At 69.2% G+C, this 21,057-nt stretch carries 17 protein-coding genes; 10 read left to right on the forward strand and 7 right to left on the reverse strand.

What is annotated here, in order from left to right; genetic code table 11:
• Positions 1–22: 22 nt before the first annotated feature.
• From CXQ96_RS09900 to CXQ96_RS09910, 3 genes are read right to left on the reverse strand one after another with little or no spacing between them, the layout of a single operon-like run.
• Complete coding sequence (locus CXQ96_RS09900) at positions 23–2,119, reverse strand: DUF5719 family protein (protein WP_258059013.1); 2,097 nt, start codon at positions 2,117–2,119, stop codon at positions 23–25.
• Complete coding sequence (locus CXQ96_RS09905; protein ID WP_308662751.1) at positions 2,116–5,580, reverse strand: glycosyltransferase family 2 protein; 3,465 nt, start codon at positions 5,578–5,580, stop codon at positions 2,116–2,118. The genes CXQ96_RS09900 and CXQ96_RS09905 overlap by 4 nt, the downstream gene beginning before the upstream one ends.
• Positions 5,559–6,152 (reverse strand): WhiB family transcriptional regulator, encoded by a 594-nt coding sequence (locus CXQ96_RS09910; RefSeq protein ID WP_104117872.1) that lies wholly within the window; start codon positions 6,150–6,152, stop codon positions 5,559–5,561. The genes CXQ96_RS09905 and CXQ96_RS09910 overlap by 22 nt, the downstream gene beginning before the upstream one ends.
• A 230-nt stretch (positions 6,153–6,382) precedes the next feature.
• Between CXQ96_RS09910 and CXQ96_RS09915 the strand changes: the two genes are divergently transcribed.
• The gene (locus tag CXQ96_RS09915; RefSeq protein WP_104117942.1) at positions 6,383–7,183 is read left to right on the forward strand and encodes a TIGR03089 family protein; all 801 of its coding nucleotides are present in this window, start codon (positions 6,383–6,385) and stop codon (positions 7,181–7,183) included.
• On the opposite strand, the gene CXQ96_RS09920 is transcribed toward CXQ96_RS09915, so the two are convergent.
• Positions 7,158–7,712: a GtrA family protein gene (locus CXQ96_RS09920; protein ID WP_104117873.1), complete on the reverse strand. Its 555-nt coding sequence runs from the start codon at positions 7,710–7,712 to the stop codon at positions 7,158–7,160. The two genes, CXQ96_RS09915 and CXQ96_RS09920, sit on opposite strands and share 26 nt — an antisense overlap.
• A 303-nt stretch (positions 7,713–8,015) precedes the next feature.
• Here CXQ96_RS09920 and CXQ96_RS09925 point away from each other — a divergent pair, with 303 nt between their 5' ends.
• From CXQ96_RS09925 to manA, 4 genes are all read left to right on the forward strand, one after another.
• On the forward strand, positions 8,016–9,191 hold the full coding sequence (locus CXQ96_RS09925; protein ID WP_181036422.1) for a 5-(carboxyamino)imidazole ribonucleotide synthase: 1,176 nt from the start codon (positions 8,016–8,018) through the stop codon (positions 9,189–9,191).
• Positions 9,188–9,736, forward strand: coding sequence for a 5-(carboxyamino)imidazole ribonucleotide mutase (gene purE / locus CXQ96_RS09930; protein WP_104117875.1), 549 nt, complete (start codon positions 9,188–9,190; stop codon positions 9,734–9,736). Before CXQ96_RS09925 ends, purE begins: the two co-directional genes overlap by 4 nt.
• A complete protein-coding gene (locus CXQ96_RS09935) occupies positions 9,733–11,322 on the forward strand; it encodes an LCP family protein (protein WP_104117876.1) in 1,590 nt (529 codons plus the stop codon). The genes purE and CXQ96_RS09935 overlap by 4 nt, the downstream gene beginning before the upstream one ends.
• A gap of 92 nt (positions 11,323–11,414) precedes the next feature.
• The gene (gene manA / locus CXQ96_RS09940) at positions 11,415–12,830 is read left to right on the forward strand and encodes a mannose-6-phosphate isomerase, class I (RefSeq protein WP_104117877.1); all 1,416 of its coding nucleotides are present in this window, start codon (positions 11,415–11,417) and stop codon (positions 12,828–12,830) included.
• Here the strand turns inward: manA and CXQ96_RS09945 are convergent.
• Together CXQ96_RS09945 and glpX are read right to left on the reverse strand one after the other, a co-directional pair.
• The gene (locus CXQ96_RS09945; RefSeq protein WP_104117878.1) at positions 12,827–13,867 is read right to left on the reverse strand and encodes a peptidoglycan bridge formation glycyltransferase FemA/FemB family protein; all 1,041 of its coding nucleotides are present in this window, start codon (positions 13,865–13,867) and stop codon (positions 12,827–12,829) included. The two genes, manA and CXQ96_RS09945, sit on opposite strands and share 4 nt — an antisense overlap.
• Positions 13,868–13,933: 66 nt before the next feature.
• Positions 13,934–14,983 (reverse strand): class II fructose-bisphosphatase, encoded by a 1,050-nt coding sequence (gene glpX, locus CXQ96_RS09950; RefSeq protein WP_104117879.1) that lies wholly within the window; start codon positions 14,981–14,983, stop codon positions 13,934–13,936.
• 154 nt (positions 14,984–15,137) lie between these two features.
• Between glpX and CXQ96_RS09955 the strand changes: the two genes are divergently transcribed.
• The 5 genes from CXQ96_RS09955 (at position 15,138) to CXQ96_RS09975 (ending at position 20,500) form a co-directional block, all read left to right on the forward strand.
• The gene (locus CXQ96_RS09955) at positions 15,138–15,875 is read left to right on the forward strand and encodes a DUF4245 domain-containing protein (RefSeq protein WP_258059014.1); all 738 of its coding nucleotides are present in this window, start codon (positions 15,138–15,140) and stop codon (positions 15,873–15,875) included.
• A 19-nt stretch (positions 15,876–15,894) separates the two neighbouring features.
• Positions 15,895–16,509 carry a carbonic anhydrase gene (locus CXQ96_RS09960; protein WP_104117943.1) on the forward strand — a complete coding sequence of 205 codons (615 nt, stop codon included), beginning with the start codon at positions 15,895–15,897 and terminating at the stop codon, positions 16,507–16,509.
• A gap of 22 nt (positions 16,510–16,531) precedes the next feature.
• Complete coding sequence (locus CXQ96_RS09965; protein WP_258059015.1) at positions 16,532–18,007, forward strand: class II fumarate hydratase; 1,476 nt, start codon at positions 16,532–16,534, stop codon at positions 18,005–18,007.
• A gap of 127 nt (positions 18,008–18,134) precedes the next feature.
• Entirely contained in the window at positions 18,135–18,791 is a 657-nt protein-coding gene (locus CXQ96_RS09970) for a TetR/AcrR family transcriptional regulator (RefSeq protein ID WP_181036423.1), read from the forward strand.
• Positions 18,788–20,500, forward strand: coding sequence for an MDR family MFS transporter (locus tag CXQ96_RS09975; protein WP_104117882.1), 1,713 nt, complete (start codon positions 18,788–18,790; stop codon positions 20,498–20,500). Before CXQ96_RS09970 ends, CXQ96_RS09975 begins: the two co-directional genes overlap by 4 nt.
• An 81-nt stretch (positions 20,501–20,581) precedes the next feature.
• On the opposite strand, the gene CXQ96_RS09980 is transcribed toward CXQ96_RS09975, so the two are convergent.
• Positions 20,582–21,052: an NUDIX domain-containing protein gene (locus CXQ96_RS09980; protein ID WP_104117883.1), complete on the reverse strand. Its 471-nt coding sequence runs from the start codon at positions 21,050–21,052 to the stop codon at positions 20,582–20,584.
• Positions 21,053–21,057 lie beyond the last annotated feature (5 nt).

Raw genomic sequence — 21,057 nt, forward strand, 5'->3', positions numbered from 1 at the left:
CAGCCACCGAACCGCGTAGGAGCTAGTAGCCGAGTTCCACGGGAATGCTCTGTGGCCCCGTCGCTCCGGCCGGAACGCTGACGACCGAGACTCCGGCCCTCGCTCCCGGCAGTGTCGCGATCTGCGCACCGTAGACCGGATCGCCGGTCGCGTCGACGATAACACCAGCCGGCGTCGGGCCGAAGGACGACGACGGCACCGTCACGGAGGTGCCGCCGGCGATGCCGATCACCACCGGTTTCCCGAGTGCACCGTCAGCGGCCACGGGGGTCAGCGTGACTTCTCCCCGCCCGCTCGGCGCGCCCAGTACGAGGGACACATCGGCGCCCTCGGCAAAGGCTAGCGCATGGTCGCTGCCGAGCCGGACGGCTGCAGGAGCACCGGCGAAGTCGACAGGCTCGCCGTCGTCGACGCCGCGAGTCAGGCGCGCTGATGCCACCACGGAGACATCCGACGTGACGGCGATCGTGTAGTTCCCCCCAGGCAGGGACTCGAGCGGCACCGCCGTGACCGACCCGGCCGCGGCCGTGACGACTCCCCCGCCCGGCAGCGCCACTTCCCCGTCGGGGCCGTAGACCTTGATGTCGAGCACGGCATCGCTCGAGCCCGGGACGAGTACCTGGAGCTGGGGGGCTGCGGAACCGTACCCCTCCTGCTCGCGAATGCGGCGGGCCGTCGCCTCGTCCTGTACGACGACGCCGGGCAGCACCTGGGTGACCCCGGCCGGGCCGCTCGGCGCCAGCAGTTCCACGCCGCCGGGCGTGAGGCCGCGCAGGACGCTCTGCTGGATGAATCCCGCGATCCGTCCTCCATCGCTGCGGACCCGCACGGCAACCTGGTCCTGATTGCCGGACACCCCGGCGAGGACGATCTGGCGTGTCTCCCCCGGTGCCACGAGCTGGCCCCTGGTACCGGCAGCCTCGATCGGCCCATCCTGGCCATAGAGCTCCAGTGCCACGGTGGCGGGCGTCTCGGTCGGGTTGGTCAGGATCAGGATCGAGGACTGGCCGACCGTCGTGGAAGCTCCCATGAGCCAGAAATCGCTCGAGGGCACCTGGCAGCCCGTCGCGGCCAGGCCCCGCAGGTCGCCGTCCGTGGCGGTGTAGGTGGACGTGGCGGCTGCCACGGGAGTCAGACCGCCCTGCGGCTGCGCGCGGAAGACGGACGGAGCGTCGACGGACAGCCCTCGTGCCACGCCCGCGGTGCGACCTGTCAGGCCGTCCTCATTACTGCTGGCGGGCTTCTCTGCAGCTGGATTCGGCTCGGGCGAGAACTCCTCGATCATCCTGATCGGCTCGCCGCCATCCGCCTGCAGCAGCCCACTGCCGGTGAGCGTCGCGCTGAGGTCACTGAGCACCAGTGAAGCGACGGTGGTCTTCGCGGTGGCGGACGCAGGGCTGTACTCCGGATCCGATCCCTCCACTGCAGCCTGAAGCAGGCGGGGCGGCGCAGGACAGACCGCAGTGTAATCACCGGCGGGGACGGCGGCCGTCGGCACCGCGAGGCCTGTCCCGGGGGTGCGGATGAGTGTCTCGGTTACAGTCCCCGACGCGATCGCGGCCGTGGCCGCCAGCAGCATGACTCCGGTCGCCACACCGACCGCTGTCCCTGCGCGGGTTCGGCGGCGCGTACCGGCACCACTTCCGGCCGCCCGGTCACGCGCGACCGCGCGAGCGGCGACGGCGGCATCAGCTCGCTGCAATTCCGCGGCAGAATCCGCTGTCGCCTCACTGTCGGCGACACCTGCAGTCCGGCTCTCCGCCACTGGGGACTCGACGGCGGCACCCGCCGGCATGACGACGGCGGCATCGGCCCCTTCCGGTTCCGCGGCAGAATCCGCTGTCGCCTCGCTGTCGGCGACACCTGCAGTCCGGCTCTCCGTCACCCGGGGCTCGACGGCGGCACCGGCCGGCGTGGCATCGATATCGGCATCAGCCCGCTCCGGTTTCGCGGCGGTGCCACTGACCGGCGCTCCGCCTACCGGGGATCCATCGGCCGGGGTTATCCCTGCCGAGGACTCCTCCTGCATGCCCTGGGCACTGTCCCCTGCCGGTTGAGCGTCCGCGTTCTCAGCCGTGACACCTCTCATGGTGGTGTCGCGCTTGCGTCCCCAGATCACATCAAGCTTCTTCCACTGGTTGCCGGCTGGTGATCGTCCTCGTGGGTCTCCACGTCCTCGCCACCAGCAGTGTGGCGGTCGGTCGGATAGGGCGGTCGACGGCGTGCAGCAGGCTGCGATCGGCGGCTCCCCTTGGGTCGGGCGACTCTCGGCCTCGAGGGGATCGGAATCGCCAGGAGCACGGTCAGCGCCAGGACGAGCGCCTGGACCGCCTCAACCCACGGCTGGTAGGGGCTCACGTAGGAGACGTCCACCGTTCCGCCCTCGGGCGGGAGGACGAATGCCTGCTGCCATTCGACTGAGACCGGATCGAGCTGTCGTCCGTCGAGGCTTGCCTGCCAGCCGGGATCAACCTCCTCGGCGAGCACCAGTGTCCTGCCGTCGGCACCCGGCTCGATCGCACCGTGGGCACCGATCGCGGCGGACGGGACGACCGAGGTCGTGCGCCCGTCGGCGTCGACCACGCGGACGCGTGCGGTGCGATCACCCTCGTCCTCGGTGCCGTCGCCGAGCGTGGCAGGAACGACGCGCCACAGGCGCCCGGCACCGGTATCGCCGACGGCGGTGAGGCCCGGAACGGAATCGATGCGCCCGCTGAGGAAATCTCCCGCGGTGTCGGACTGCTGGAGGACGACGAACCCGACGCCGAGGTCCCGGAGGCTCGGGCGGGGGTCGGCACCGGTCGAGCCGACGATCACGGCGACAGCCGTGCGGAGTACGCGCGCGGACTCGCTGTCCTCACGCACGGTCACATCCTCCGAACCCTGCAGGCTGCGTGCGGCGAACAGCGGGTTGAGCGCGTCGAGGGTCGTGCCCGATCCGCGCATGAGCGACGCGGCCACGTTGTCGTCCTCGTCCACGGTGATGACGAGGGTGCGGGTCCGCTCGGGACCGGTGCCCCGATCCGCGGCGGTTGCAGGCAGAGGACGTTCAGCGACTGGCTCGAGGACGACGCGCGCGCCGAAATCGGTGCTGTCGGCCGGCACCCGGGCCTCCTGTTCCGGGGCTCCGGAAATCGTGACGGGCTGCGTGACAGCAGCCGGAGGACCGGAGACCTCGGGCGCGAGCCACAGGCCCAGGCTGAGGACGGGACCGACGGCGAGGGCGATGCCACCGGCGACCCGCAGCGACCGACGGCTGCCACGGGGCTCGTCGACCGGACCGGTTCGACCCCGCCGGGAGGCGCGCCCCGAGAGCGCAGCCGCCAGCAGGCAGAGCGATACGGCGGAGACGAGCGGGCCGGGGAACACTCCGATGAGGGACGTTCTTCCCGCAGCGACGGGGAAGGCGGCCGCAAGAGCCGCCAGGGCCAGGGCCAGTACCGCCAGGACCCAGAACGAGCGCACGGCCATGCCGCGCCCGCCCTGACCGAACAGCGCGAGGGCAGCGAGGACCACGACGGGTGCACCGATGACGATGGCCGCGACGAGGGACCACGGCCCGGCGAGGAAGTCCAGTGCTGCAAGGGGCTGCGACGGCTCGAACGACACCGGGAAGCCCAGGAGCTGCTGCCATGGATCCGCCGCGTCGAAGCCCACCGGCACCCCTGGGTCGCCGAGGAGCCCGCGGGGCTCCCGCGCCGCTGACAGCGCGTACGGCAGGTGCAGCGCGACGACCGGCAGGAGAGTCCACCACAGGGTCCGGGTACGCCGGCGTCCGACGATCAGTGCCAGGACCAGCATGGCGAGCACGAAGGGAAGGAGGGACGGCGCCGAGGCCGTGACGATCGCGAGCACCAGGCCCGCAGCCGCTGCTGCGGTCCAGCTGCGGGTGCCACCGACACCGGGCTTGGCGATCTGCTCGGGCAACGGACGGTCGACGATCGCGCCGCCGACGGCCCGGACGACGCCGAGCAGCGCCAGCGGCAGCAGGATGTGGGCGATCAGTGCGCCGAGGCGCCCGCTTCCGAGCGCGACCTGCAAGGCGGGCGCGGCGCCCCAGAACAGGGCGGCCCACAGGCGTAGGCCGCGCGACCTCGTCAGCGCGCCGGCAGCGAACCATGCGGAGAGGCCGGCCAGGGGCAGTGCGCAGACGACGGCGACGACGACCGCCGTGTTCGCCGAACCCAGGCCGAGGAGGGAGAGCAGCCACAGCACGTAGGCGAACGGCGAGCCGTGAGCGGCGAAGCCCGTACCGAGCATGGTCCACCACGACGTCGCGCTGTCCCAGATCGCACTCGGCGTCTCCGCGACGGGAAGCAGCGCACCGCCCGCCAGCGCCGACGCGCCGACCAGTCGGTGCAGCCCGACGAGCGAACCGGCCAGGAGCACGACGACGGCAGCGACTGCGCCCGCACCCCCCCACAGCCGCGCAGGAGTCGCGAGTGCGGCGAAATCGTCGTTGCTGTCACCGGAAGGAATGTATTCCTCGGTGCCCACCGAACCGTGGGCTCCTCCGCTCGCGCCGCGGGAGGTGAAGGCGTCGATGACGGACCGGCGATGTGACCAGACATCGCGGCGCGGGGTCATGAGCGGTCGCACGATGGAGCGCGGCCGCTGTCTGGTCCGCCCTGCCGAGCGGCGTGACCGCCACAGGCTGACAGGGCGGAAGGCGCCTCCGATACTGCCCAGGAGCTGGCCCGTGCCGTGTGCGGGATCCTTGGCCAGGAGTCCGAGCAGCAGCCGCGCCACGCCCCCGAGCACCGCTCCGACCGCGAGGAAGGGCACATTCCATGCGGCTGTGTGCTTGAGCCGGAGATAGACTTCGGCGGCCCGCGCGGAGTGCGGTGTGGAAAGAGGGTGCTGCCTGGAGGTGGCGTGCCGGACGACGGCACCGGGGACGACGACGACGCGGTGGCCGGCGAGGCGGTTCCGCCAGCAGAAATCGAGGTCGTCGCCCACACCGTGCAGCGCTGGGTCGAAGCCGTCCAGCGCATCCCACACGTCCCGGCGCACCAGCATGCCCGCCGAATTCACTGCGAAGACGTCGCTCCGGGCATCGTACTGGCCCTGGTCGTGCTCATCGACGTCGATGAGGGTCAGCCGCTCGGCCCACCTGCTGATGGAGAGCCCCACATCGAGGAGTTCGCGGCGATCGTCCCAGGCGACCTGCTTGGCGCCGGCCACGGTCACCGAGGGAGCACGCTCGACGGCCAGGAGAAGCTCTGCGAGCGCATCGGGCTCCGGGGCGGAATCGTCGTGGAGGAGCCACAGCCACTCATGGGCCCTCCCCTCGTGCGAGTCCTTCCGGGCGGGGATCTCTGCAACGGCGGTGCGGACCGCAGTGCCGAAACCTGCACGGGGCGGAGCTCCTACGACAGGGCTCCCGGTGGGCAGGTGGAGCTGGAGGATGGAAGCCGACTGGTCCGTGGAGCCGGTGTCCACACCGACGCAGAAGTCTGCCGGGCGGGTCTGGCGTTCGAGGGCGTCGAGTGTCTCGGGAAGGTACTCAGCGCCGTTGTGGGCAACGACGACGGCGGTGACGCGACGGTGGAACTGAATCAGACTGCTCGCTTTCGCAATCTGCGCCGTTCGCGCTCGGAGAGCCCACCCCAGATACCGAAGCGCTCATCGTTCTCCAGCGCGTACTCGAGGCACTCGGACTTCACCATGCACGAGCCGCAGACCTTCTTGGCGTCGCGGGTGGAGCCACCCTTCTCGGGGAAGAACGCCTCGGGGTCGGTCTGCGCGCAGAGGGCGTCGGCCTGCCAGGACAGTTCGCCGTCGTCGTCCCCGTTGCCGGGCGCCATGGGCAGCCCGATCCAGATCGGTCGCGCTGCGGGCGAGCCCTGGGGCCGTGCATCCTCCTGCACGTCCGGCAGGAGCTGGTCGATCTCGGGGTCGAAGGTCGGCAGCACGAGGAGACTGCTCGGGCCCTCCTCGACATCCGGAAGCCCGGCGAGCGCCTCGTGGGCGGCGAGGAAAGCGGTCGCCTGGTCGTCGAGCGTTGAACGGCTGCCCTCGCGGTACCGTTCGGCTGCCATCGGGTCTGCAGGGTCGATGAACCAGTCTGCAGGAACGCCCCTCGAACCGTAGCGAGCCGAAGCCTGCGCTGCGATGTCTGGTCGTTCCTGTGTGCGTTCTGCCTGCCCCATGGTCAGCCCTCCCGGTGTTGCCGTTCCAACATCAGCATGGGTCGACCCTCGCGCCCCGCTGCTGGAACAAATCCGATGCCTAATTACACGGGTGTAAGTCGGAATCCGTCAAGCCGCGGAGGGAATCTTATAGAGTCGGAGCCGCACCCCCACGGCCGCCACGCCGAGGCGCGTACCTGTTCTCGTCGGCGCGTCGGCGGGAGCCACCATCGATCCGGAAGATGAGCACCATGTCACAGACACCAGCAGCGATCCTGGCCCGGATGCGGTCTGTCAGCCCTTCCTCGCCCCGCCTCATCTGGCACGGGCGGGAGGGCCGGATCGAACTGTCGGGGCGTGTCTTCGACAACTGGGTGGCCAAGAGCTCGAACCTCCTGGTCGACGAGCTCGACGCGGCGAACGGGACCGTCGTCGAGCTCGACCTGCCGGTGCACTGGAAATCCCTCGCGCTCGCTTTCGCATGCTGGCAGGTGGGCTGCGTGGTCGTCCTGCCGGACGACGCCGGCCAGGACACAGACGCCGGCTCGGGCACAGCGGCCTCGCCGGACGGCAGGGAGAAGATCGCGGACGTCATCATGACCTCGCGGGCCGTACCGGCCGTCGATCCCCCGCGCCTCCTCGTCTGCGTGGCGCTCGGCTCGCTCGCCCTGCGGTGGGACGGCCCCCTGCCCGGCGGCGCCGTGGACTACGCAGCGGAGATCCGGTCGCACGGCGACGTGTTCTTCGGGGAGGAGGACGACGCAACCGCACCGCTCGTGCATGCCGGTCCAGCGATGCTGAACGCCGGGGACATGGCCTCGCTCGTGGACACGCCGGCACCCGGCGGTGGATCGGACAGCGCCTCACCGGACAGCGCCTCCCAGAGCCCCACCCTGCTCCTGGAACCGGGCACGGACCTTCTGCACGCCCTTGCAGCGGCACTCGCCGTATGGCAGCAGGACGGGGCGATCGTCCTCGTCGAGGACGGCGTACCCGTCACCGACCGATTGCTCTCCGGAGAACGCGTTACGGCGCGGTCGGGGACTGCCTGACGGGTTCGCCCTCGGGCGACTGCCTGCTCCGGCCCGCTCCGCCGGACGTGCCGGCGTGCGGGTGGAGAAGCTCCTGGTCGTGGCTGAACTCGGGTTCGGCGTCGAGTTCGACGTTGAACACCCAGAACCGGTAGGCCACGAAGCGCACCAGTGTGGCGAGCACCGTTCCGAAGATACCGACGACGAAGATGGTGCTCGGTTCCTCGACCGAGAAGCCATACTTGGCGACAGCGACGCAGCCCGCGGCGATGCCCATGCCGATGACGTTGATGAAGACGAACATGACGAGTTCACGCGCCGCGTTGGGCTGGCGGCGGTGCCGGAAGGTCCAGTAGCGGTTGGCGACCCAGGCGAAGATGGTGGCGACGCCGGCAGAGACGAAGCGTGCCTTGACCTCACTGCCGCTCATGGGCCCGTGGATCAGGTACCAGTACAGGCCGTTGTCTATGACGAAGGCCACTCCGCCAACGGCCCCGAACTTCGCGACCTCGCGCCAAAAGAGGGATGCGAGGCCCCTGATCCGGTCCATGAGTCCTGCCACTGCCTACCTCCGCGGTTCGGTACGAACGCCGTGCTCGCCGGGCGTGATCCCCGGCGGTTGCAGGACGAACCGCGACGGGGGCCAGCAGAGCGAGCCACCCCGGCTGACCTTTGCATGGCGTGTTTCGGACCATTTTACGGTCTCCGGTGCCGCCGCGCGTCGGAATCCCGCAGCGTGGGGCTGGCAGTTGCCCGGCAGAACGAGGGGAACCAGCCGGTCCCACCCGGGGTCGGAAGGCCCCACGGACGGTCGGTGGCAGAGCCGGGGGCACACGGTAGGTACCCTGTGATGGTGACTTTTCCCGTGATAGGCGTGGTCGGCGGCGGCCAACTTGCGCGCATGATGGCCGGTCCCGCCGTCGAACTGGGCCTCGAACTCCATGTCCTGGCCGAGGGGCCCGATGTTTCGGCGGTGGCCGCGGTGGCCCACGCGGAGGTCGGCGACTACCGGGATCCGCAGACACTGCGAGCCTTCGCGGCAGGTGTCGATGTGGTGACCTTCGACCACGAGCACGTCCCGGGCGAGCTGCTCGAGGAGCTGGCCGCTGAAGGCGTGGCCATTCACCCTTCCCCTGCGGCACTTCAGCACGCACAGGACAAACTGGTGATGCGGCGTGCCGTCGAGGAACTCGGTCTGCCCAATCCGCGCTGGAGCGCCGTCAGTACGGCGGCGGAGGTCGAGGCCTTCGCCGCCGGGACGGGCTGGCCCGTGGTCCTCAAGACCCCCCGCGGCGGCTACGACGGCAAGGGCGTACTCGTGCTGCGGGACGCGTCCGGAATGGCCGCGGCGGACGGCTGGTTCACCGGCGGTGACCTCCTGGTCGAGCAGTTCGTCCCGTTCAGCCGGGAGCTCTCCGTGCTGGTGGCCCGGCGTCCGTCGGGTGAGGCCGTCACCTGGCCGGTCGTGGAATCCATCCAGGTCGACAGCGTGTGCGACGAGGTGATCGCGCCGGCTCCGGAGTTGCCCGTCGAGGTCGCCGACGCCGTGACCGCCGCAGCACTGCTCCTCGCGGAACGCCTCGACGTCACCGGCGTCATGGCCGTCGAGCTGTTCGAGACACCCGGCTCGGGGGCGGGCTATCTGGTCAACGAGCTCGCGATGCGCCCGCACAATTCGGGCCACTGGACGATGGACGGCGCGGTGACGGGCCAGTTCGAGCAACACCTTCGCGCCGTTCTCGACCTCCCGCTGGGCGCCACCGACGCCGTCGGAACGCATACCGTCATGAAGAACGTGCTCGGCGGAGCGAACACCGACATCTACGCGGGCTACCAATCGGCGATGTCCTCGGGGCCATCGGCTAAAGTGCACTTCTATGGCAAGGACGTGCGTCCCGGGCGCAAGATCGGCCATGTGAACGCGCTGGCGGGCCCGGGAGAACCCCTCTCCGCTGTCCGCGCACGTGCCACCAGGGTTGCTGCAATACTGCGCGACGGTACCGACGTGCCCTCCGCAGACCAGGAATGACCGAAGGGAACGCAGTGACGAACGCGCAGGTGGGCCTTGTGATGGGCTCGGACTCGGACTGGCCCGTCATGGAAGCCGCGGCAGCCGCACTGGCCGAGTTCTCCATCCCCTACGAGGCCGACGTCGTCTCCGCCCATCGCATGCCGGCAGCCATGATCGACTACGGCCGCACGGCCCACGAACGAGGACTGCGGGTCATCATCGCCGGGGCCGGCGGCGCCGCGCACCTCCCGGGCATGCTCGCCTCCGTGACTCCCCTGCCCGTGATCGGTGTGCCGGTCCCCCTGCGGTACCTCGACGGCATGGATTCGCTGCTCTCCATCGTGCAGATGCCTGCGGGCGTCCCCGTCGCGACCGTCTCCATCGGTGGCGCCCGTAACGCGGGGCTTCTCGCCGTCCGGATGCTGGCTGCGGGCACCGATGATCAGGCGCAGACGCTCCGCCGGCAACTGGTCGACTTCGCAGACGCACTGCGTGGGACGGCGGAGGCCAAGGGCGCGGCGCTCCGATCCCACATCGCGGCGTCGACGGCGGAGCACGCATGATCACGGGCACGCGTATCGCGAGTACCGGCGGCGGGGGCGCTGAGGGCAGTGGCACGACCGGCCTCATCGATCCCGTCAGGTATCCCCAGTCCGCGTCGCCCGCTGTCCGCGCCAAACGGGCGTTCGTCCTCCTGGCCATGACGCTCGTCCTTCCCGGGTCCGCGCAGGTCGTGGCGGGCAACCGGCGGCTCGGCCGGCGCGCCCTGAGGACGACCTTCACCTGCTGGGCGCTCGTCCTCCTCGCACTCGTCCTCGCGCTGACCGACCGCAGTCTCGTCGTCGGCATCGTCACCCACCGCTGGTGGTCGTTGCTGCTCATCGTGGCGTTGCTGGGCCTCGCACTCGCGTGGGCGCTGCTCTTCGTCAACACGCTGCGCCTGATCCGGATGCCCCTGCTCGATCGCGGCGTGCGCCCCCTCGTGGCCGGCACGCTGGCACTGCTCATGGTGCTCACCAGCGGGTCGCTCGCCTACGGCGCCTACGTACTGAACGTGGGGCGGTCCACCGTGGGTTCGATCTTCCAGTCCGGGCCCGCGTTCGATCCCGTGGACGGGCGGTACAACTTCCTGCTCATGGGCGGCGACGCCGGCGAGGACCGCACGGGACGCAGACCGGACAGCATCTCCGTGATCAGCGTCGACGCCGCCACGGGCGCGACGGTGACCTTCAGCATCCCGCGCAACTTCCAGAACGCCCAGTTCTCCGCGGACTCGCCGCTCTGGGAGGCCTACCCCGAGGGTTACAACTGCGGTGATCCCTGCATCATCAACAGCCTGTACACCGACGTGGCGCAGAACTACCCCGACCTGTACCCCGGTGCCACGGATCCGGGGGCGGAGGCGATGATGGACGCCGCGAGCGGCGTGCTCGGGATCGAGGTCCAGGCCTACCTCCTGGTCGACATGGGCGGCTTCGAACAGCTCGTGGACGCGATGGGCGGCATCCGCATCGATGCCGGTGGCTGGGTGCCCATCACCGCGGGCGAGATCCCGGGTACCGACCCGATCCGCCACTATCCCCCGGACGGGTGGATCAAACCGGGCGTGCAGACGCTCGACGGCTACCACGCGCTCTGGTACGCGAGGTCGCGCGAGTTCGTCACGGACTACGACCGCATCGCCCGCCAGCAGTGCGTCCAGCAGGCAATGATCGCCCAGCTCGATCCGGCGACCGTCCTCACCCGCTTCCAATCCATCGCGGCAGCCGGCACGCAGATCGTCGAGACGGACATCCCGCAGGACCAGCTGGCAAGCTTCGTGGACCTCGGGCTGAAGGCCCAGGGCCAGGAGACGCGCCGCCTGACGATCGGCCCCCCGGATTTCGGCACCCCCGCCGACAACTTCGTGACCTACCCCGACTTCGACCTCATCCACAGCCGCGTGCAGGACATGTTCGTGCAGGAGCCGGCCGACCCTGCCGCGAACGCTCCCCTGCAGCTGGAACGCGCAGCCGTCGTCGCGCAGCTGCCGGCGCAGACCATGGACGGAGAGATCACGGAGGAGTACCTGCAGGAGCTCGCCACGATCGGCGACGACGCCACCCTCGGTGACCTGCTGGCCAACAACGGCCAGTGCTCCCCCGCCTGACCGACGCCTGCTACCGCTGACTGCGGCCGGCTGCTCCCGTTGAGCGGGCCACACGCCGGACGAACACCTCCACGAGCCGAAGGAACCCGACGATGTACCTCCTGGACAACACGCTGCGCCCCTACGCCTGGGGATCGAAGAGCGCCATCGCCGAGCTGCTCGGGCGGGAGCCGTCGGGCGGGCCCGAAGCCGAACTGTGGGTCGGGGCTCACCCCGATTCTCCGTCGCACGCGGTGTTCACGGACGGCAGCAGGCGCAGCCTCCAGGACCTGATCAGCCAGGATCCGCAGGGCCTTCTCGGGGAAGCGGTCGCCGAGCGGTTCGACAACCGCCTGCCGTTCCTGATGAAAGTACTCGCTGCCGGATCCGCACTGTCCCTGCAGGTCCATCCGAGCCTGGAGCAGGCCGCGGCGGGCTACGACGCAGAGGAGGCCGCCGGGGTCCCGCAGGGCGCGCCGCACCGCAACTACCGCGATCGCAACCACAAGCCGGAGATGATCTACGCGCTGACGCCGTTCGAGGCCCTCTGCGGTTTCCGGCCGCTGCCCGAGGCGGTCGACATCTTCACGTTCCTGGCCTCCGCCGTCGGACCGGGCTCGCCCGCGCACGAACTTCTGGACAGCGTCGCCGGATACCTCGCGGCCGGTGACACCGCGGCCCTGCGCTCAGCCTTCACGCTCCTGCTCGAGGCCCCGCAGGACGTCGTGACGGACGTCGAGAGGGCGGTCGCCGGCCGCAGTGGTCCGTCGGACCAGGACCCGGACGCCGTCGCGCGTGACCTCAGGACCGTCACCGAGCTGAGCGACCAGTACCCGGGGGACCCGGGCGTGCTCGTGGCGCTCCTGCTCAACCGTGTCTCCCTCCAGCCGGGAGAGGCGCTCTACCTTCCGGCCGGCAACATCCACGCCTACCTCAACGGGCTGGGCATCGAGGTGATGGCGTCGTCGGACAACGTGCTGCGCGGCGGCCTGACGCCGAAGCACGTGGACACGGACGAACTGCTCTCCACAGTGGTCTTCGAGCCCCTCGCGCCCCCCGCACTGTCGCCCGAGTACACCCTCCTCGACCAGGAGCTCTACCGACCGCCCTTCGACGAGTTCCAGTTGCAGCGCATCGTGCTGGCGGACAGCGCCGCCGGTCCGGACGGGCAGCCCGCCGACGGAGTGGAGGCCGGAGTGGAGGCCGGGGTGGACGGCGGGGTGGATGCCGGAGTGGATGCCGGAGTGGACGGCGGTCATGCCCACACGGCTCTTCCCGCCGATGAGAGCCTCACCCCCGCCCATGTCCCGGTGGTGCAGAGCGGTCCCGTGGTGGTCCTCGCGGTCAGCGGACCGATCCTGCTCGACACCCCGAATTCGACGCTCTCGGTGCCCCGCGGTGGAAGCGCCTTCGTCGCAGCATCGGAGGCCCCGCTCGTCGTCCGACCCGCAGCCGACGGATCCGGGGCGACGGACGGCCCCGTGCTGGCCTTCGCCGTCACGGTGGGCGGGGAGATGCCGGCGCTCTAGCGTGCCGCGCGGACTCCCTGTACGGCACCGACCAGACGACCGGCCTGCTTGCGGGCCACCTGCATACCGCGCTTCGCGACCGGCAGCGCGCGGCTGAACAGCGGATAGAACGGTGAGAGCGGCAGGTCCCAGGTGCCGGCGAGCTGGTCCTCGTGTTTCGCCCAGCCCATCTTGAAACGCGAGACGCCGTCGTTGAGCAGACCGTTGAAATCGTAGCGGGACACCCCGCGGGCCTTCATCTCCTGGATGGCGAACCACTTGAGCGCGTAGTTCGCTCGCAGCCGCTCGCCCTCGTCGGTCATTCCGCCGTAGAGCTCGAAGGAGGTCGTGTCCGTCGTCGAGAGCCAGAGGAACGCGACGACGTCCTCCCCCTGGAAGGCCGCGTACACGGGCGAGGCATCGCCGAGGTTGTCGAAGATGTCGAGGTAGTAGGCGTCCTCGTGGATCCCGAATCCGGCGCGCTCTGCCGTCAGCCGGTACACGTCGAGGCATGCGCCGATCTCGCTGCGGACGACCCGCCGGATCTCCAGTCCCTCCCGGCCGGACTTGCGGATGTACTGGCGGTGCTTCTTCGTCATGTCCGCCAGCAGTTCGTCCTCCGACCGGTTGAGGTCGAGGATGAGCGTCCGACCGATCAGGATGGTGTTCGTGCTCGCCTTCCAGCCGGCACCCGGAAGCGCGCGGACGACGTCGCTCCCGGCATCCCAGTCCGGCTCGATGGACAGCGCCACCGACCGGTGCGCGGCGCGTACGTAGCCGGCGATGGCCTCGAGGACCTCGATCTCGCGCCCTTGCACCGTCTGCGGACCGCGCGGGATGTAGGCGAGGTTCCGGAGCGGCAGGGGCAGCGATTTGCACACGATCTGGGCGGCACCGACGACCACGCCGTTCTCCGCGACCAGCACCCGGTCGGCACTCCAGCCGTGCGCGGCCTTGGTCTCACCCCAGCCCCATAGCTGCTGGGGATGGCCGGCCAGCTGGTTGACGGTGGTGTCCCAGAGGGCACGATCATGGCAGGGCGACACGGAAAGACTCATCGGACCAGCCTATAGGGGCGCATCACGGACCCGCTGCGCCGGGACTCGCGACGCGACGGGCGGGGTCTACTTGATGCGGGCGTAGGTCTCCCACTTGTGGGCCTGGTGCTCGCCGTCGACGACGCGGATGGTGCCGGACTTCGAGCGCATGACCATGGACTGGGTGAGGACCTTGTCCTTGCTGTAGCGCACGCCGCGCAGCAGGTCGCCGTCGGTGATGCCGGTGGCGGCGAAGTAGCAGTTGTCGCTGGTGACGAGGTCGTTGGTCGAGAGGACGCGGTCCAGGTCGTGGCCGGCGTCGAGGGCCTTCTGCTTCTCCTCGTCGCTCGTGGGCCAGAGCCTGCCCTGGATGACGCCGCCGAGGGACTTGATGGCGCACGCCGCGACGATCCCCTCGGGGGTGCCGCCGATACCCATCAGGGCGTCGACGTCGGTACCTTCGCGAGCAGCCGCGATGGCTCCCGCCACGTCGCCGTCCATGATGAACTTCGTGCGCGCACCGGCTGCCCGGATCTCCTCGACGAGCGGCTTGTGGCGGTCGCGGTCCAGGATCATGACGTTGAGCTGACTGACCTTCTTGCCGCTCGCCTTCGCGATGAGGTGGAGGTTCTGCTTGACCGGCAGGCGCAGGTCGACCATGTCGGCGGCTTCCGGGCCGGTGACGAGCTTCTCCATGTAGAACACGGCGGACGGATCGAACATCGAGCCGCGCTCGGCGACCGCGAGGACGGCGAGCGCGTTGTTGATGCCCAGGGCGGTCAGGCGGGTGCCGTCGATGGGGTCGACGGCGACGTCGCACTCGGGTCCGCTGCCGTCGCCCACGCGCTCACCGTTGAACAGCATGGGCGCTTCGTCCTTCTCGCCCTCGCCGATGACCACGACACCGTTGAAGTGGACGGTCTGCAGGAGGGAACGCATGGCATCCACAGCGGCGCCGTCGGCGAGGTTCTTGTCACCGAAGCCGACCCAGTGGCCGCCCGCGATCGCCGCCGCCTCCGTGACGCGAACGAGTTCCAGCGCGAGGTTGCGGTCCGGCTCGTCGTCCCCGACGGCAAGAGCCGGCGACAGTGTCGAGTACTGGGCGTTCGTAGCGTTCTGGGACACGTTTATCCTCATCGTCGAAGGTGTTCAGGCAGTACGCGGGCGTACCTGTTCCGTGCTGTCATCATAGGCGGGCACCGCCCTGCCCGCCCTGTGATGACGCGTACATGCATCCCGATGCGGCGCTCTCCGGTTAGGCAGCATGGCCGGTATCAGCGAAAATGGAAGGGTGAGCGAACACGGCGATGAGCGGACCACCCCAGCAACCGAGCCCGGTGCGGGTGCAGGCAGGGACGCGGCCGCGCACCCCGCGCAGCGCCCGGGTACGGACCCACGGCTCGAGGCGGAACTCGACGACGACGCGCCTCCCATCACACTCACCCCGAACCAGGCGAAGCGCGCGAGCTCGACCGTGCGCGGCATGCTGCTCGCCACTGGCGCGACGATCGCCGTCGTGCTCCCCGTCTACTTCCTGAACCCCACCTACACGGCTGAGACGTACCGGCGCGACATCGACGTCGCCACCGTTGCCCGCCAGGCGGCCGGCGACGCCGGCTACCTCCCCGCTGCACCGAGCCTGCCCGACGGCTGGTCGTCCAACTACGCGCGCTGGGTCACCGGCCGCAGTGACAGCGTGGATTTCTGGGAGGTGGGCTTCCTGACGGCGGACACCGGCTTCATCCAGCTCACCCAGACCGACGACGCCAATCCCACCTGGATCGCGCAACGGATCGGAGAAGCACAGGTATCGGGAACACGGTCCATCGGCGGCCTCGAATGGGAACTGCTCGACGCGCCGGACGGCGACTCCGTCCTGACGGCCGACGTCGACGGCTCCACCGTCATCCTCAACGGCGAGGCGAGCCTCACGGAATTCGACACCATGGGAGCGGCAGTCGTGGAGGAGGTCCGGCAGAACGCGGTCGAGGAGGCCGAGCGCCTGTCATCTTCGCGAGCGGACGGCTGATCCCAGTACAGTGGGCGGCGTGACTCAGCAATTGACGCCCGCCGCGGCGTGGCACCGGCTGCAGGAGGGTAACGCGCGGTTCGTCGCCGCCGACGTCTCCCACCCCAACCAGGACGCCTCCCGCCGCACCGCCCTCGTGAACAACCAGAATCCGTTCGCCGTGATATTCGGGTGCTCGGATTCACGCCTCGCCGCGGAGATCATCTTCGATCTCGGCCTCGGAGACGTCTTCGTGGTGCGTACAGCCGGGCAGGTGATCGACGACGCCGTCCTCGGCTCGCTCGAGTACAGCGTCAGCGTCCTCAAGGTGCCGCTGATCGTGATCCTCGGGCATGACAGTTGCGGTGCCGTCACGGCGACCATGAACGCCGTCGACACCGGGGACATGCCGACCGGTTTCCTCCGCGACCTCGTCGAGCGGATCACGCCGTCGGTCCTGACCGCTCGCCGGGCCGGGATCACGGAGGTGAACCCCACGGTGATCGAGCACACGAAGCAGACCTCCAAGCGGCTCGTCGACAGTTCGCGCGTGATTGCCGAAGCCGTCGCGGACGGCAGCGTGGCTGTCCTGGGCGTCTCCTACCGCCTCGATGAGGGCAAGGCCGTGCTCGTGTCAGGATTTGGCGCACTGTAGCGGCGAGGGCGAGAATTGCCGCATGACTCCAACGCCTGCAGCCAGCCCTGAATCCAGCTCCACGACCGGCGCTACGCCGGGCACGGGGGGTGCGGAGTACCGCATCGAGCACGACACGATGGGCGAGGTGCGCGTTCCCGTCAACGCCCTCTACCGTGCCCAGACGCAGCGCGCCGTCGAGAACTTCCCGATCTCGGGCACCACCCTCGAACGCGCGCACATCGAGGCGCTGGCCCGCATCAAGAAGGCGGCGGCGACGGCCAACGCCGAACTGGGGGTGCTCGACGAGGAGCGCGCCCGGGCCATCGAGGCCGCCGCGGAGGACGTCGCTTCTGGCAGGTACGACGGCGACTTCCCCGTCGACATCTACCAGACCGGTTCGGGGACCTCCTCGAACATGAATGCCAACGAAGTCATCGCGACCCTCGCGAGCCGCGCGCTCGAAGCGGCAGGCAGCACGATGACGGTCCACCCGAACGACCACGTGAACGCGTCGCAGTCCTCGAACGACGTGTTTCCCACCTCGGTCCACGTCGCCGCGACATCGGCTCTCGTCAAGGACCTCGTTCCCGCACTGGTGCACCTCGCCGAGGCGCTCGAACGCAAGGCCGAGGAGTTCAGCACCGTCGTGAAGTCGGGCAGGACGCACCTGATGGACGCCACGCCTGTCACCCTCGGCCAGGAGTTCGGCGGCTATGCGGCTCAGGTGCGCTACGGCATCGAACGCATCCAGGCGTCCCTCCCCCGCGTCGCCGAGGTGCCTCTGGGCGGTACTGCCGTCGGCACCGGCATCAACACTCCTGCCGGCTTCTCCGCGCGGGTCATCGAGCTGCTCGCCGAGGACACCGGGCTCCCCCTCACCGAGGCGCGCGATCATTTCGAGGCACAGGCCAACAGGGACTCCCTCGTCGAGGTCTCGGGCATGCTGCGGACGATCGCCGTCTCGCTCACGAAAATCCACAACGACCTGCGCTGGCTCGGCTCGGGACCCAACACCGGGCTCGGCGAGATCGCTCTCCCCGATCTTCAGCCCGGTTCGTCCATCATGCCCGGCAAGGTGAACCCGGTCATCGCCGAGGCTGTCATCATGGTGTGCGCCCAGGTGGTCGGGAACGACGCCACTGTCGCGTGGTCGGGCACGAACGGCGCATTCGAACTCAACGTCGGCATCCCCGTGATCGCCCGCAATGTGCTCGAATCGATCCGCCTCCTCAGCAACTCGACCCGGGTGTCGGCCGACCGGATGATCGACGGCATCACCGCCAACGTCGAACGTGCCCGGTTCCTCGCCGAGGCGTCCCCTTCGATCGTGACGCCACTCAACAAGTACATCGGCTATGAGAACGCGGCAAAGATCGCGAAGAAGGCAGTTGCCGAGGGCCTCACGGTGCGCGAGGCCGTCCTCGCACTCGGTTTCGTCGAGAGAGGCGAGCTGACCGAGGAGCAGCTCGATTCGGCCCTGGATGTACTGTCCATGACTCGACCTCCGCAGGCCTGAAGCTCGTAGGTCAACCGCCGGCCGTCGAAGGTCGTCGCACGAAGGGGCGCACCTGTGGGTGCGCCCCTTCTGCGTACCAGGAATGGTTAATTTGCACCGATCATTCGATAGTGCAATTATGTATTCCGTGTCCACCAGTGCAAAACCCGATGAACTCGGGCTCCGCGAACGCAAGCGCCGCACCACCCGGACCTCCGTGGTGGCGGTTGCCCGGCGGCTGACTCTGGAGCACGGCTTCAGCGGCTTCACCATCGAGCGATTGTGCGATGAGGTCGGTATCTCGAGGCGGACTTTCTTCAACTACTTCCCGTCCAAGGAGGACGCCGTCCTCGGCCATCCCGACGAGAGCCCGGCCGAGGAGCTGCTCGCCGCATTCGCCGCGTCCGGGCGCAGCAGCACGCCGGTTCCCCTCCTCGATGCGCTCACCACCCTGTTCGTGGAGTTCGGCGCCAGGATGGGCATCTCCCGCGAGGAATACGAGTCGATGTCCGCCGTTCTCCACCGCGAACCGCACCTCATGGCCCGGATGTTCGCCCAGGCCGAGTCCAAATCGCAGGTCCTGACCGAGCTCATCGCCTCTCGTGAGGGACTGCCCCCGGACCACCCGCGGGCCCGCGTCGCCACGTTCGTCCTCGGCGGGATCGCCCGCCGTTCCATGGACGAGTTCTTCACCGAGGGCAACGACCTCACCTATGCGCAGATCTTCGGCCGCAACGTCGACGCCCTCCGCTCACTCTTCACGACCCCCGACCCGACAGCGTCCCAGAACGAGGAAACAGCATGAGTACAACGACGGCGCCTGACGGGCCCCTTCTCCTGACGCAGAAACGCATCTGGATCATCTTCTCGGCCCTGATCGCCGGGATGCTCCTGTCCAGTCTCGACCAGACCATCGTCTCGACGGCGATGCCCACCATCGTCGGGCAGCTCGGTGGGGTCGAGCACCAGACCTGGATCACGACCGCGTACCTCCTCGCCACCACGATCGTGATGCCCATCTACGGCAAGTTCGGTGACGTCCTCGGTCGGCGCAACCTCTTCCTCTTCGCCATCGCGCTCTTCACCATCGCGTCCATCGGATGCGCCTTTGCCACCGACTTCTGGGCCTTCGTCATCTTCCGCGCCATTCAAGGGCTCGGCGGCGGGGGCCTCATGATCCTGTCGCAGGCGATCATCGCCGACATCGTGCCGGCCAACGAGCGCGGCAAGTACATGGGGCCCCTCGGCGGAATCTTCGGTCTCAGTGCCGTCGCCGGCCCGCTCCTCGGCGGGTACTTCGTCGACCACCTGACCTGGAACTGGGCTTTCTACATCAACATCCCGATCGGTATCGCCGCCTTCGCGATCGCCTGGTTCACGCTGCGCCTGCCGTCCAAGAAGGCGACGAAGCGCATCGACATCCCCGGCGTCGTCCTGCTGTCCATCGCCACGACGTGCCTGATCTTTTTCACGGACTTCGGCGGTGACGCTGCTGAGGGCTGGACCTCGCCGCTCACCTGGGCCTTCGGCGTCGGCATGGTCCTCGCGGTGGTCGCCTTCATCATGGTGGAGCGCCGCGCGGAGGACCCGATCATCCCGCTCGAGCTCTTCCGCAACCGCACTTTCGTCAACAGCACCGGGATCGGCCTGACCCTGGGCCTCGGGATGTTCGCCGCACTGGCCTTCATGCCGACGTTCCTCCAGATGGCGTCGGGTACCTCCGCGGCAGTATCGGGTCTGCTCCTCGTCCCGATGATCGCCGGACTCATGGGCACCTCGATCTACTCCGGTATCGCCATCTCGCGCTCAGGCCGCTACCGCAAGTATCCGATCATCGGCGTCTCGCTGACGCTGGCGAGCCTGCTCTGGATGTCCACCCTGACCGCGGCCACTCCCATCTGGGTCATCTGCACGATGCTCTTCTTCTTCGGCGCGGGCCTCGGCCTCATCATGCAGGTCATCGTCCTCGTGGTGCAGAACTCGGTGGCACCCACGATGATCGGCGTCGCGACGAGCACCAACAACTACTTCCGCGAGGTCGGTGCCTCCCTCGGTGTCGCCGTCTTCGGGGCCATCTTCACGAGTCGACTCTCCGAGCGTCTCAACGGGACCTTCGCCTCCTTCGGCGCCAGCCCCGAGGCGGCAGGACAGGCGACGTCGACCCTGGATCCGGCGGCCTTGAACGCACTGCCGGCCCCCGTCCGGGACGCCGTCGTGAGTGACTACGCCGAATCGCTGGCACCCGTGTTCCTCTACCTCGTGCCGTTCCTCGTGATCGCGCTGGTACTCGCCCTGCTCCTGCGTGAGATTCCGTTGTCCGAGACCTCGGGGATGGTCGCGCGGGGCGAGGCGATCGGCGGCGAGGACGCTGTCCGCCTCGAGCGCGAACGGGCGGCAGGCATCGTCGTCGGAAGCGCACCGAGCGATGCGGCCGGCGCTGCAACCCTCGATGGGTCACGGACCGGCCCCACCTCCGGGTCGGGCAGCCGCGGCGCGGAGCCCGCCGACTCCTGACCGCGTCGCGGGGGCAGACACCACGCTCTCACCCTCGGCCCTGCAGTCGTCGGGCCGAGGCCTGCCGGGCAGGCCGCCGTGTCACCGAACGAAACGCGTGCGTCCGTCGAAGGAGCCCGCGCCCTGCACGAGCGCGAGGTGACGGGCGTTCAGGGCGGGCAGGCCGTCCAGTGGGAACCAGCGGACGTCGAGCGATTCGTCGTCGTTCACCCGAGCGGTCCCGCTGACCCACCGGCACCTGAAGTCGAGGTTGAGGAAGGTGCACACGTCCCCATTGGGAAAGGTGATGGGACCGACGACACCGGCGTCCAACAGGTACTCGACCTCGACGACGACCCCCGTCTCCTCCTCGATCTCCCGTCGCAGCGCAACCGCTGGTTCCTCTCCCGGCTCGACCATCCCGGTGATGATGGTCCAGGCGCCGGTGTCGGCGCGTTGTCCGAGCAGGACATCCCCTTCATCGTTGAACACGACTCCCCCGACGCCCGGGAGCCACAGCGGATCATGACCGATCTTGCGGCGCAGGGCGAGGACGAACTCCGGGGTGGGCACGCTTT

This window comes from Arthrobacter sp. B1805, from assembly GCF_002929745.1.
In the GTDB taxonomy this organism is placed as follows: domain Bacteria; phylum Actinomycetota; class Actinomycetes; order Actinomycetales; family Micrococcaceae; genus Arthrobacter_D.

Excerpts from the sequence above, each read along its gene's own strand:
- CXQ96_RS09910 (WP_104117872.1), bottom strand. The coding sequence starts at position 6,152 with ATGGGGCAGGCAGAACGCACACAGGAACGACCAGACATCGCAGCGCAG.
- CXQ96_RS09915 (WP_104117942.1), top strand. The coding sequence starts at position 6,383 with ATGTCACAGACACCAGCAGCGATCCTGGCCCGGATGCGGTCTGTCAGC.
- CXQ96_RS09920 (WP_104117873.1), bottom strand. The coding sequence starts at position 7,712 with ATGGACCGGATCAGGGGCCTCGCATCCCTCTTTTGGCGCGAGGTCGCG.
- purE (WP_104117875.1), top strand. The coding sequence starts at position 9,188 with ATGACCGAAGGGAACGCAGTGACGAACGCGCAGGTGGGCCTTGTGATG.
- CXQ96_RS09935 (WP_104117876.1), top strand. The coding sequence starts at position 9,733 with ATGATCACGGGCACGCGTATCGCGAGTACCGGCGGCGGGGGCGCTGAG.
- manA (WP_104117877.1), top strand. The coding sequence starts at position 11,415 with ATGTACCTCCTGGACAACACGCTGCGCCCCTACGCCTGGGGATCGAAG.
- CXQ96_RS09945 (WP_104117878.1), bottom strand. The coding sequence starts at position 13,867 with ATGAGTCTTTCCGTGTCGCCCTGCCATGATCGTGCCCTCTGGGACACC.
- glpX (WP_104117879.1), bottom strand. The coding sequence starts at position 14,983 with ATGAGGATAAACGTGTCCCAGAACGCTACGAACGCCCAGTACTCGACA.
- CXQ96_RS09965 (WP_258059015.1), top strand. The coding sequence starts at position 16,532 with ATGACTCCAACGCCTGCAGCCAGCCCTGAATCCAGCTCCACGACCGGC.
- CXQ96_RS09975 (WP_104117882.1), top strand. The coding sequence starts at position 18,788 with ATGAGTACAACGACGGCGCCTGACGGGCCCCTTCTCCTGACGCAGAAA.